11 protein-coding genes are annotated in these 12,790 nt (G+C 44.6%); 10 read left to right on the forward strand and 1 reads right to left on the reverse strand.

The window, feature by feature from the left end:
* Window positions 1-301: 301 nt before the first annotated feature.
* Together QQK89_RS25615 and QQK89_RS25620 are read left to right on the forward strand one after the other, a co-directional pair.
* On the forward strand, window positions 302-1,297 hold the full coding sequence (locus QQK89_RS25615; RefSeq protein ID WP_284241575.1) for a S41 family peptidase: 996 nt from the start codon (window positions 302-304) through the stop codon (window positions 1,295-1,297).
* A gap of 431 nt (window positions 1,298-1,728) precedes the next feature.
* Window positions 1,729-1,920 (forward strand): hypothetical protein, encoded by a 192-nt coding sequence (locus QQK89_RS25620; RefSeq protein WP_284241576.1) that lies wholly within the window; start codon window positions 1,729-1,731, stop codon window positions 1,918-1,920.
* A gap of 607 nt (window positions 1,921-2,527) precedes the next feature.
* On the opposite strand, the gene QQK89_RS25625 is transcribed toward QQK89_RS25620, so the two are convergent.
* Window positions 2,528-2,992, reverse strand: coding sequence for a TspO/MBR family protein (locus QQK89_RS25625; RefSeq protein WP_284241577.1), 465 nt, complete (start codon window positions 2,990-2,992; stop codon window positions 2,528-2,530).
* 900 nt (window positions 2,993-3,892) lie between these two features.
* Here QQK89_RS25625 and QQK89_RS25630 point away from each other — a divergent pair.
* The 8 genes from QQK89_RS25630 to QQK89_RS25665 all read left to right on the forward strand — a co-directional run bounded on the left by QQK89_RS25630 (window position 3,893) and on the right by QQK89_RS25665 (window position 12,262).
* A complete protein-coding gene (locus QQK89_RS25630; protein ID WP_284241578.1) occupies window positions 3,893-4,774 on the forward strand; it encodes a MerR family transcriptional regulator in 882 nt (293 codons plus the stop codon).
* Between the two features lie 194 nt (window positions 4,775-4,968).
* Window positions 4,969-5,100: a hypothetical protein gene (locus tag QQK89_RS25635; RefSeq protein WP_284241579.1), complete on the forward strand. Its 132-nt coding sequence runs from the start codon at window positions 4,969-4,971 to the stop codon at window positions 5,098-5,100.
* A 198-nt stretch (window positions 5,101-5,298) separates the two neighbouring features.
* Entirely contained in the window at window positions 5,299-6,159 is an 861-nt protein-coding gene (locus QQK89_RS25640; protein ID WP_284241580.1) for a phytoene/squalene synthase family protein, read from the forward strand.
* 32 nt (window positions 6,160-6,191) lie between these two features.
* Window positions 6,192-7,679, forward strand: a complete 1,488-nt coding sequence (locus tag QQK89_RS25645; RefSeq protein ID WP_284241621.1) for a phytoene desaturase family protein — start codon at window positions 6,192-6,194, stop codon at window positions 7,677-7,679.
* On the forward strand, window positions 7,672-9,069 hold the full coding sequence (locus tag QQK89_RS25650; RefSeq protein WP_284241581.1) for an aldehyde dehydrogenase family protein: 1,398 nt from the start codon (window positions 7,672-7,674) through the stop codon (window positions 9,067-9,069). The genes QQK89_RS25645 and QQK89_RS25650 overlap by 8 nt, the downstream gene beginning before the upstream one ends.
* A gap of 26 nt (window positions 9,070-9,095) precedes the next feature.
* On the forward strand, window positions 9,096-9,608 hold the full coding sequence (locus QQK89_RS25655) for a glycosyl-4,4'-diaponeurosporenoate acyltransferase (RefSeq protein WP_284241582.1): 513 nt from the start codon (window positions 9,096-9,098) through the stop codon (window positions 9,606-9,608).
* Window positions 9,601-11,133, forward strand: a complete 1,533-nt coding sequence (locus QQK89_RS25660) for a phytoene desaturase family protein (RefSeq protein WP_284241583.1) — start codon at window positions 9,601-9,603, stop codon at window positions 11,131-11,133. Before QQK89_RS25655 ends, QQK89_RS25660 begins: the two co-directional genes overlap by 8 nt.
* A gap of 13 nt (window positions 11,134-11,146) precedes the next feature.
* Window positions 11,147-12,262 carry a glycosyltransferase family 2 protein gene (locus tag QQK89_RS25665; RefSeq protein ID WP_284241584.1) on the forward strand — a complete coding sequence of 372 codons (1,116 nt, stop codon included), beginning with the start codon at window positions 11,147-11,149 and terminating at the stop codon, window positions 12,260-12,262.
* The last annotated feature ends 528 nt before the right edge of the window (window positions 12,263-12,790 follow it).

The raw sequence follows: 12,790 nt of genomic DNA on the forward strand, positions 1-12,790 counted from the left end.
GGATCAACCAGAAAGAAATGGTTGATCTCATAATACGATGGGCAGTTTAGCGTAACGGCATCATTTCATTGCTGTGTATGGTAAATATAATTACTTCTATGTAGCTATCACTCTGTACCTATTCTGTTTTACTAATTTAGACAACCTGTTTTAATACAGAATATCAATTAAAACAAAGAACACTACATAAAATTTCCATTCTGTTATATACATTTTTTAATCTGTATCATATAGTTAAACAGGGAAATATAGGAATTTAAGAGGGTTAATAAAACTGCCGTGGCGGAAAGGAAGATACAGATTGACCTCATTTAGACTGGATGATGTTTTTATTGAAACTACTGTTGAATCTCTTGGTGCCCTACTACTCGATTATTACATTTTCCCAAACACCGCCGAAGTCATAAAGACTTCGCTGCTTAAAAAGCTATCTGAAGGGGATTATTACAAGGATGAAACTGGCTTCACCTTAGCGGAGAAAATTACGACAGACCTGCAAAAGATAAGTAATGACAAACATTTGGATTTTGCTTTTAGTGAATCTGCCTTACCTCTTCAACAGCACGATCCGATAAATGATGAAAACTTACTATTTCGTCAAAAATTGAATAATTATGGATTTAAACGAGCAGAGAGATTACCAGGTAATATAGGATATCTTGTCATAAACGAGTTTGTGTATCCGGAACATGCTGGTAGAATGGCAGCACACACGATGAGCTTTATTTCGGGTACAGATGGATTAATCATTGATCTCAGAAATAATTACGGTGGTTCTTCAATAATGAGTGCATTTATCGCAAGTTACTTGTTAGATGGCAACTCACCAGTACATTTAAATGATATTTATTGGCGATTCTACGATAAAACTCAGTCCATTTGGAGTTTGCCGTTTGTACCTGGAGAAAAATTTGGTGCAAAAAAGCCTGTTTATATCCTAACGAGTCAGAATACGGGATCCTGCGCTGAAGAGTTCGCATACAGTCTACAAGCAATTCAAAGAGTGAAAATTATCGGCGAAAAGACAGCTGGCAAAGCAAATGCCGGAAGTGTTCATCGCGTAAATGACCATTTTCAAGCCTTTATTCCAAATGCTTACCCGATTAATCCAATAACAAAAGGTAATTGGAATGACATAGGAGTTTTACCCGATATCGAATGTAATAGTAATGAATCTTATGAAATGGCATATCATTTGCTTCTCGAACAGCTTTTGCAGCAATATAGTGAGTCAATGGAGCCTGGACGAGAGCCTTTAATTGCTGATATTAAAAGATTATTAAAAATTAACATTTAGTATGATAGGTTTGAAGATGAAGGAATTATCGATGTCATCTCAACTAATTGATCGTCTTTATTTAAACTAACGAGGAACTAACACAACAGCAGCCGGCATATAATCTTGGCATCATGAAAGGTAGAGTTTAGGCGTCAGAGTATTTTAACCCAATGAAGAGTCTACAAGATAATGAATGTATAGCAAATGTAATTATTTATTGTCCCATCATTTTTGGAGGCTTGTTAATTGTGTTAGGCCTAATTATTTTTACTATAGTTTTTAATAATTGGACAAAGAAGTACCTTTGAATTTATTTCACTAGCATAATACCTAATAATACGGCAACCGGCCTACGTTCGGTTGCCGTTTTTCAACTAAAAGGTAGGATTGTTCCAATATGTGGTAGAATAATTAGATGCTACCGTTTCATTTTTAAAGGAGTGAAATTAATGTTTCGTTTATCAAGCGTTTTTACTTTTTGGGTACTTATTCTAATCGTTGAGCTTGTAATATTTAAACAAAAAATTTTTGATGTTTTGAATAAAAATCAGGAATTATTTTATCTGGCACTGATTTTTGCTACATTGGTAGTTGGTTCAGTGGGCTCAGTTTTAGCATTTCTTAATTCTAAAAGGAAATGATTTTTAACTAAACATGCGAACTGAAACTGGGGAATTTAAGGAGAGTTATTAGTGGAGAATTATAATTATCTAGAGAATTATTTTGAGCATTACATTGTTAGTTTTTCCACAACAGGATAAATTGCAGATGAAGATGGATTTGAAAAATTAGCTAGACAATACATTGATATTGAAGGGTTCGATACTTTTTCAGAATTAATAAAAGAAATAAAGTAATTGATGTTAGTGATGATTGGACTTACTTTGAGCATGTCATTGAAGACTTTGAAATCGAAGGATTGGATATTGAAAAGCTTAAAGAAATGGCTAACATTGCATTAAAGGTATATCAAAATTTTTAAAAGCTTATTGGTAAGCTATTGGGAAATGAGAGTCAATCATATAACGAAAATGATAAGAAGGCGGCTATAAAGAAGACCATTTTGTAGAAGTTATTATGTGCCGTCATTATACGAGGGGGATTAAGTCGTTCTAGACATCATAAATTACTTTTTATAGTCCATGTATTGATGTATCAATATGGTTTTAATTACACTTTTGTAGATGCGATTCAATTAAATTTGTTACCTTTCCGAAATAGCAAAAAGTCTCCATTAGAATAATACGTTTATTCATTAAGCTTAAAAATGGTATGCGCTAAGACTGTGGCAAAACAAGACCAAAGTAAATATGGCACCAAGAGCCAAGCAGCAAGTGTAGAATAAGGCACTGTAAAGTAAATGAGCAAAGCTGTTGTTACAGCTACAATTGCTGTATCTAGAAACGCCAGAGAAGGATTTTTGAGTTTGAATTCGATGAAGACAAACGCTTGATTAGCTACATAATTAATTAACAAGATAACAAGATAAAATATAGAAGCTTCTTTAAACCCAGAAGTATCTAAATAAACTATTGCTACAGAGAGTGAAATAAGCGCATAAATAATTCCCCATACAATGCCAAATAATTGTTTTGGTGGATTCCAATCCGGTTTTTTGAGGTCAGCATAATAGGCAAGGTCGGTAGGAAACAAGATTCCTGAGAGTGAAAACAGTACATAGGTGATTAAAAAAACAGATATAAACGCCAGCAATCAACTATACCTCCTCTAAATGGTTGGCCACCTTTTAATCTATATTAATGATGAAGCTATAACAGAACAGAAGGTTTAGCAAGGAACGTAAATTTAGAAATAAAAAGTATCAGAGTAAGTGTTGTAAGTTTACCATCTCTTTTTTTTTTCTGAACCAGAAATTGAAATGACAAGAATTTCACTCTGTTAAACGGGCAAATAGTCAAAAGTAAAAAGTATTTTTTAACAACGCAGATTCTTATATCTCTAGGGTATTATAAACCAGTCGAGTGGTAGTGGAATTTGATTACTGGAGTTAAGAAAATCGATGATTCAAACATTGATGTATATTTTGTGGTTGAATCTTACTCTTTGTTTAGATACATTACGGTGAACCGTATCATAAGTGACGGCAAAGTTTTGTCACCGTTATCGAGAAATTTTTACGGATGTTATTGGGTTGAAATAGAGGAGTATGGGCACCTTCCCTAAGCTTCCGAGCTTCCTGGAGGTGCCGTTTTTATTGTCGCTCACGTCTTCAATTTAGGATCAGCTTAATTTCATTTGCTTTACCGTCCAGCCTATGAACTGTCTCCGCGACGACATGGAAGGCTTCGATGGCTTGTTGAAGCCGTATTTGGCTTTCGTGCATATCGATTAGATCATGGTAAGGGAACTTTCAATGCTTACATACGGCGAGAAGCTTGGATTCCCATTAGTGCTCTTTCAAAACCGTAGGTTGTTGCCTGTTTATAGGAATAAGCTCCTCAATTATGTGTAGGTTTTTGAAAGCAACTATACGTAATCTATACATAATAAGCAAGAGATTTTAGCAACGGGATAAAAAAGTATAAATTCTCGCGAATAACCCTCCTCATTTTGTATCGATTATGTATAATTGCAATGAGGAGGGAACGAAGAATGTATAGCATGAAGAGGGCATCCGAACTTCTGGACATTCCGGTGGTTACGATCCGTGCCTGGGAGAATCGTTACGGTGTAATCTCCCCTAAACGAAGCAGCGGCGGTCACCGCCTGCTTAGCGAGGAAGATCTTGCCAAGCTCCGTTATCTAAAAGACCATATCGAAAATAAAGGCTTGAAAATCAGCGAAGCGGTGATGCTGCTGCAGCAAAGAGAGTCTGTCCCTCCGGACGAGGCTGAAGAGCAGCAGGTAATCGATCGGTCGTACGACCGATTGGTCGATAAGCTATACAGCGAGTTAATCCATTTCAATTCAGCGCAAGCGGATCAAACCATTGATCTTGCGTTTGCCTTGTACGATTTCCAGGAAACGTTCCGGCAAATCATCGTTCCTGTTCTCTATCGAGTCGGGGCGGAGTGGGAGGCAGGGAAAGTCACCGTAGTCCAGGAGCATTTCGCTTCGGAAACGATATTGCGGAGATTATCGGCTTTGTTTCGGGTCTTTCCCGTCAATCCGAGCCTGCCGGTCGTGCTCGCTTTCTGCCCGGAAGGAGAACGCCACCATCTCGGACTGATGTCTTTCAGCCTGTTCTTGCGCCAACGAGGCGCGAATGTCTTGTATTCCGGCCCGGATACTCCATTACAGGAGCTTGATGGGATTATCGAACGCCAGAATGTTTCGTTCATCGCGGTTTCCGTGACGGACACGCGCTATATAGACAAGCTTATGAATTGGATCGAAAAAGCCGCGCGGAATAATCACGGATTGCGGTTCCTGTTAGGAGGCGCGGCTTTCGACGACCCAGCTGCCAGGCGTAACGTTAAAGCTAACGTGCGCTATCTGACCGCGGATCAATGGGAAGATTGGTACAATGCATAAGCGAATTACCCTCTCATTGCAGGAGAGGGTAATTTTTTTTGGGCAGAGGACTAAATCGATAGACAATCTATACAAAATTAGCTATTATTAACATAAATCTATACATAATCTATACAAAATGAATCTGGAATAAGTGGGATGCGCATTGGAGATGGTACAGGTCTTAACAGATTAGTTGAGGGGAATAATAACTGATGACGACCGCCAACAACGACGTACATACGGATGAAGCCAGCACGAGCAAGCGCAAAGACGAACACCTGGATCTTTGTCTGCAACAGGATGTTCAGGGATTATATTTGCCGGGATCGGAAGCAGTCTGGTAGAGACGGCCGATGGATCGGAAGAGAAGCTGGCATTTGTGTTTCCAACAAGCCGAGCTGGTGCTTAGGCTCGCCATGTTCGGACTCGGTGCCGCCAATATCCGGGAGATTAAGGTTCGAAGAACGTCTCGTTATGCTAAATTAGCCAATCTCAAGCGCATGAAAGAATACGGGAACCCAGAGGGTCGGGAGAGGATCTTAATGAACGCAGGGCAAACGAAAGCTGATTTTGCTTACTGTGAAGCCATTATCAAGAAGCATTCCAAAAGTTTTTACTATGCTTTTTCCCAGCTTCCGCCGGATAAAGCCAATGCCGTCTACGCCATATATGCTTTTTGCAGAACGGCGGACGATTGCGCGGATTCCAACCAACCGCATACGGAAAGGTTCGAGTCTTTGCGCCAGTTGAAACAAGAGCTCGATTTATTCAGGGACCGGGCTGATGTGGATCATCCCTTGTGGCGCGCCCTCAGAAGAGTCTTTACGGACTACGAGATGGACATCCAGCCCTTCTATGATCAACTAGCAGGGCAGTTGGCCGATTTGAATTTTGCCATTCCGAGAACGATGCATGAGCTTGAGAACTATAGTTACTATGTTGCCGGCTCTGTAGGTTTAATGCTATTGCCCGTTCTGGCATCCGAAGCATCTGGCGATTTGCGTCCATCGGCGATTGAGCTGGGCATCGCTATGCAAATAACGAATATCCTGCGCGACGTGGGCGAAGATTTCTATAAAAAGCAGCGCATCTATTTGCCCGAAGAGGAGATGGAGCGCTTCCGATATACACAGGCGGATTTACGCGAGGGTCTCATCAATGAGAACTTCATGAACCTGTGGGAGCGGTTGGCTAAACATGCGGAAGCCTTATACGACCGGTTCTATAGCAGCATCCATCTCTTTGATGCGGATAGCAGGCTGCCGCTCGCTCTGTCCGCAGGCTTGTACAGAGGCATATTGGATGCCGTAAGAGGCAGCGATTATGACTGTTTCTCCAAGCGCGGCTATGTAACCAAGGACACAATGACCAAGATTAACTCTGCCATCGGCAACTGCTCCTAAATCGCTGAAAGGTGTTGTTTGTATTGTCGGATATGAAAAGCGTAGTGATTATCGGCGGCGGGCTTGGCGGCCTGTCCGCGGCTATATCCTTGAGACAAAGCGGCTATCACGTAGCCCTGTATGAACAGAATCGCCATATCGGCGGCAAACTGAATCGGCTCGAGCAAGATGGCTTCGGATTTGATCTGGGGCCTTCTATTCTGACGATGCCACATATCTTCGAACGATTGTTTGCTGCGAGCGGCAGAAGGATGAGCGATTACGTCCCCGCCATCAAATTGAACCATCAGTGGCGATCTTTTTTCCCAAGCGGCAATATTATCGATCTCTATGAAGATATCGAAGATATGAAAGCCAACAATTCCTCGCTGAATGACCGCGATATATTCGAATACAGGCAATTGCTTCAATACTCTAAAAAGCTATACGAGATGACGGAGCAAGGATACTTTAAGCACGGTGCCGACAACACCAAGGATATCGCGCAATATAACGGGGTATTCAACGCTTTGATGAACTTCGACTTGTTCTCTACGGTACATAAGTCCATCGCCAAACGAATTAGTAATCGGGAGCTGCGCGACATGCTCTCTTATTACATCAAATACGTCGGCTCTTCTCCTTATGAAGCGCCGGCCGTATTGAATATGATGATCTACATGCAGCATAAGCAAGGCCTATGGTATGTCCCTGGCGGGATGCACTTGCTCGCCCGCGGATTGGTGAAGCTGGCGGAGGAAATCGGCGTGGAGTTACATATGGGCAAACGGATTGTCCGGATTAACAAGAACGATAGCCGAATAACCCATGCTGTATTGGAGGACGGGACGGAGTTATCAGCAGATTACTATATCTCCAATATGGAAGTCATCCCGTTCTATGAACAGCTGCTGCAGGAAGAGAAGACGTTCGTCCATAAGTTGAAAAAGAAGTACGAGCCGGCTAGCTCGGGTCTTGTCATCCATTTGGGCGTGAAGAAAACGTACCCTCAGCTGGCGCACCACAACTTTTTCTTTGCGGACAATATGAAGCAGCAAATGGATGCGATCTTTCGACGGCATAAGCTGCCCGATGATCCCATCATCTATCTAGTGAATGTGAACAAATCGGATCCATCGCAGACTCGGGAAGGATACGAGAATTTAAAAGTATTGCCTCATATTCCTTACATTCAAGATCAACCTTTGACGCAGCAAGATTATGATCGGTTTACCGAACGGGTGTTGATCAAATTGGAAAAAATGGGGCTCGACGGCTTGCGCGATCATATCGTAACCAAAGACGTATGGACGCCGGAAGATATTAGACGGGTCTATGGATCCGATCGCGGGGCTATCTACGGTACCGTGTCCGATCGCAACAAAAATAGAGGGTTTAAGCATCCGAAGCAAAGCACCCGATATGACAATCTTTACTTTGTCGGCGGTACGGTAAATCCGGGAGGCGGCATGCCCATGGTAACTTTAAGCGGCCAGCAGGTGCGGGACAAAATCGTGCAAAGGGATTCGAACCATGGATGATCGGGAGTTTAGCGAGCTGCGCGAGTTATTGGAAAAGCAACAAACCTATCGTCTACGGCGCTCCGTCCCTTCCGTGAAGGAGCGAAAGCAAACGCTGCTGCAACTAAAACGGATGCTTGTGGACCATGAAAAGGCATGGGTAGAAGCGATTGTGTCGGATATGCGCAGACCGACGTTTGAAGCCTTTTCCTTCGAAGTCGCGCTCTTGTTGAATGAGATTGAGTACGTATGCAAGTCGCTGGCGAGCTGGACGAAACCCGAGCGCTCCAGACAGTTCAAATTCGGATACATAGAAATGATACGTACGAAGAGAAGCCCGTACGGAACCGTACTTATTATCAGCCCCTGGAATTATCCGCTTCAGCTCGCGTTAATGCCGGCCATTAGCGCGATCGCCGCAGGTAACCGTTGCGTGATCAAACCTTCGGAATACGCGCCAGCAACGAGCAAGCTGCTCCGCGAGTTGGTCAGCCTAACGTTTCCGCCGGAAATATTAACCGTGGTGACGGGAGATAGGGATACGGCCAAGCAATTGACGGCACTGCCGTTCGATATGATCTTCTTTACGGGGAGCCAAGAGACCGGAAAGGCTGTATCGCAGCAGGCGGCAAAGCAGCTCACCCCTGTCCTATTAGAGCTTGGAGGGAAAAACCCATGCATCATGGATGAAACGGGTTTTTCGCCCGAGGCCGTTCGGGAAATCGTCTGGGGTAAATTTCTTAACGCAGGCCAGACCTGCATTGCTCCCGACACGTTATTCGTGCATGAATCAGTGTACGAGTCGACGCTATCGGAAATCTCCGCGGCGCTATCTGAGTTTTACGGGGAAATGCCCAAGGAGAGCAAAGACTACGCCCGCATCTGCCATGCCGGACATTTTCAGAAGCTGCTGCGGCTACTCGCGCAAGGCAAAGCTCGGATTGGGGGGGCATACGATGCCGATGATTTATACATTGCTCCGACCGTGCTAACGGATATTCAATCGGGAAGCCCCTTGTTGGAGGAGGAGATTTTTGGTCCTGTTCTTCCCGTCATTGCCTACCGCGACCTGGAATCCCTATTGGATCAAGGGACGATTCAGCGCGATGCATTGGTCGCTTATCTATTCAGCAAGAACAAGCAGCACATAAGGCTGGTCGGCAGCTATATGCGATCGACAACTCTAAGCGTCAATCAAGTCATCCATCATGGCGCCAATCCCCGCGTTGCCTTCGGCGGCGTAGGGCGCAGCGGACATGGTGCTTATCACGGCAAAGCGGGATTTCTGGCTTTTGGTTATGAGAAGACCGATTACAGAGCTTATCGCTTCCTGCATGTTTCCGACAAATATTCGCCTTATACCGATCAGGACATGCGGATCGTGCGAAGGTTTAGAAAATGGTTGTTGTAATTAGAGAATCGATAAGGAGGATTGCCGTGCCGCCCATATCGTTACCTAACTATTGGATCGTGCTGATCGATATCTTCGCTTGGGCATTTTTTCATACCACGATCTCTTTCTTTTGCTTGAAGCTTCCTTCGTCTTCCTTTCTGAAAGAAAGCTTCTGGTTTCGGATTTTTGCATGGGAACAGTCCGGCAAGCTATGGCAGCGATTATTTTACGTGAAGAAATGGAAAGGACGCCTGATAGACGGAACCGTGATTCTGAGATCGGGGTATGCCAAAAAGAGATTGCATGGAACCCGCATTGGCGACCTGAATGGGTTTGCCGCCGAAACTAAACGCGCGGAGCTGACCCACTGGCTGTCGATCATTCCTGCCCCTTTATTTTTTATTTGGAATCCCTTATGGGTCGGATGGATCATGATTATGTACGCCTTATTGTTCAACTTGCCATTCATTATTGTGCAGCGTTACAATCGCGGGCGAATCGTTACGATTACGTCGGCGATGGATGAATTGGGAGCGAGGTCATTCACTTATGAATAAGAAAGTCATCGTTATCGGAGCGGGCGTCGCAGGACTTGCCAGCGCCATAAGATTGCAACATGCCGGATACCAGGTCGAAATCTACGAGAAGGAAGCCTTGCCGGGCGGGAAAATGAACCGTATCCAAACGGGCGGTTATGCATTCGATCTGGGTCCGACGATCGTCATGATGCCGGAATTGTACAGGGAGATCTTCCAGTTTTGCGGCCGCAATCCGGACGATTATATCCCCATGGAGAGATTGGACCCGATGTACCGGGTATATTACAGCGATAAGCCCCACGAACCTTACGATATTACTTCCGATTTTGTGGAATTTACGAAGACGGTCGAGCAAATCAGCGAAGCCGATGTGGAGGGCTTTTTTCTCTATCTGCATGAAATTTATAAACGCTTTATGGTTGCCAAGCACAACATCATCCAGAGACCCTTCCGTAAACCCCGCGATTTCTACAACTTCTCCATGTTGAAGAAAGCGCTGAAGCTAAAGACTTTCGACACGGCCGATCGTTTCATGAGCAAATATATAAAGAACGAACGGCTTAAGCAGATGATCAGCTTTCAGACCTTGTACATCGGGATATCGCCTTTCAGGAGTCCGTCGTTCTATACGATGATTCCTATGCTTCAATTCCTGTACGGGGTATGGTTTATCAAGGGCGGAATGTATACGATGGCTACGGCAATGGAGAGGCTTTTCAAAGAACTGGGCGGGACGGTTCACTATAACGCGAATGTGCAGGAAATCGTCGTGCATAACCGCAAAGCGGAGGGCATTATCGTAGACGGGCGGAGAGTGCCGGCTGATCTCGTGGTTTGCAACGCAGACTTCCCATACGCCATAAAAAACCTAGTGAAAGACAGGGCAACGAAAGGGAAATACACGGATAAGAAGATCGATAAAATGAAATACTCCTGCTCGTGTTTCCTCCTCTATCTGGGCATGGACCGGAAATACGAGGAAATCGAACACGTTCATAATTTTATTTTTACGGACGATCTGAAGAAAAATCTGAATGACATCTTTGCCGGTAATAAATTGACCAACGGGTCGTTCTACGTTTATATTGCATCCAAGATGGACGCGTCGCTTGCTCCGGAAGGCAAAGACGGGCTGTACATTCTAATGCCGGTGTCCCATGCGGCCTCGGCGAAATATGAATGGAACGAACAGACGATTGCGGAATATCGGTCCTACATTCTTAACACCTTAAGGAAGATCCGAGGCTTTGAGAATATCGACCGGGAGATCGTCTCCGAAACTTGCATCACGCCGCGCGACTTCGAGTCGAAATTCAACGCCTATAACGGGGCCACCTTCGGGCTGATGCCGATCTTGTCCCAAAGCAACCACATGCGTCCTCAGAGTAAAGCTAAGCATTGCGACAATCTTTACTTTACCGGCAGCAGCACGCACCCTGGAGCGGGCGTTCCGATCGTGTTGTTATCGGCCAAAATTGCAGTTCAAGAGCTGCTGCAGGACGATCAGGGAATGATATACGACTATTCCGGGAAGCGAAGTTGAGGAGGGAAGACTAATGCTCTTGTCCGAAGGAATCCATCTTATGCTCGGCATAATGGCTCTTCTCGTCGGGGTCTTCATGTTCTGGTCTTTGCCGGTTGTGACGAATACGGAGAGCAAGATTCGTCTCCCCTTCGTATCCATCATTATCCCGGCAAGGAACGAAGAGCGCCGGATTTATCCGTTGCTGCGTTCCTTGCAAGAGCAGCGTTACCGTTCGTTCGAGGTTCTGGTTGTGGACGATCACTCGACCGACCGGACGGCGGCGATTGCTGCAAGCTTCGGGGCGAAGGTGCTCTGCAACGATGCAGTGGAATCAGGATCGGGGAAATCCGCCGCCTGTTGGCGCGGAGCGAAGCACGCAAATGGACAATGGCTCATGTTCTTGGATGCGGACACGTCTCTTGCCGATGCTGACAGCCTATATAGAATACTTGGCTTCTACAAACGGCAAGGCGCCAGAGGCATTTTATCCCTGCAGCCCTATCATACGGTGCATCGGTTATATGAGAATTTATCAGCTATATTTAACGTGATCGTGATTGTCGGGATGAATGTATTCAACAGGTGGGGAGCTCGGTTCAAAACCGCGGGTTCTTTCGGTCCTTGCATTCTATGCGACAAAGACGAATACTTCTCGACAGGAGGCCATCGCAAAATCTTGGGCGCCGTCTTGGACGATCTAGCGCTAGGGCAGGCCTTTATGGACAAAAGTCTTCCTGTCAGCTGCATGGGCGGGAGCGGGGTAATTCATTTCCGCATGTACCCGGAAGGTACGCGAAGCCTCATAGAGGGCTGGTGTAAAAGCTTTGCCGTCGGTTCAAAGTCCACCCATCCGATCGTTATGTTGATGACCATCCTTTGGATTTCCGGAAGTTTTATAAGCGCAGGAGCGCTCCTGTCTTCCGTAGCGTCAATAAATCCCGTTGGCTTGGCGCTTAGCTTTTTATTGTATGCGGCTTATGCTTTGCAAACGATGCTATTCTCCCGAAGATGCGGCAATTTCAGAAGGTGGATATTTGTGTTCTACCCGCTTTTGTTTTTGTTTTTCACGGCCATTCACGCGTACTCCCTATTTCGCGCACGCATCTTACGCTCGGTGAGATGGAAGGATCGTAAAATACAGGTGTAACCGAACGGGCAAGCATTTCGCAGCCTAGGAGAACTGAAGGGGGAGGTAGCCTTCTTAAGTTACTTTCATGCAGCAGCGGTATAACTCTGGAAAATGTAACCTGGTTTAAAAAGGTACAATAAACCCCCGATCTGTAGGATTAGGGGTTTATTGTGGTTTCGTGTATAAATATTCAGACTACCCAATGCGGATATTATCAGTAATTATGAAAATCGGGCCTTAATAAGGTTCTTCAGAAGAAGTCTTCTCATTATTTATGAAAGCGACCCTTGATAAATCTAGCTTTTTCCTTAGTCTTTTCTCATCAATTCTGACGTCACTCATTTACCCGTCTCAAATTGTTTTTTTTTTGCTTCGAATGAGATTAACGGATTAATGACGATGGTTATATACTGGTGCTCATCCAGAAACTGAGCAACAGGACTATGATAATGTCCTGTAGCCTCCATAACCATGGAGGGACGTATTCCTGCAGCAGACTCTACGTCTCTGATATAGTTTTCAAGAAAGGATGACCATACCAAAAGA

It is taken from the genome of Paenibacillus glycanilyticus (assembly GCF_030161375.1).
GTDB classification, from domain to species: domain Bacteria; phylum Bacillota; class Bacilli; order Paenibacillales; family Paenibacillaceae; genus Pristimantibacillus; species Pristimantibacillus glycanilyticus_B.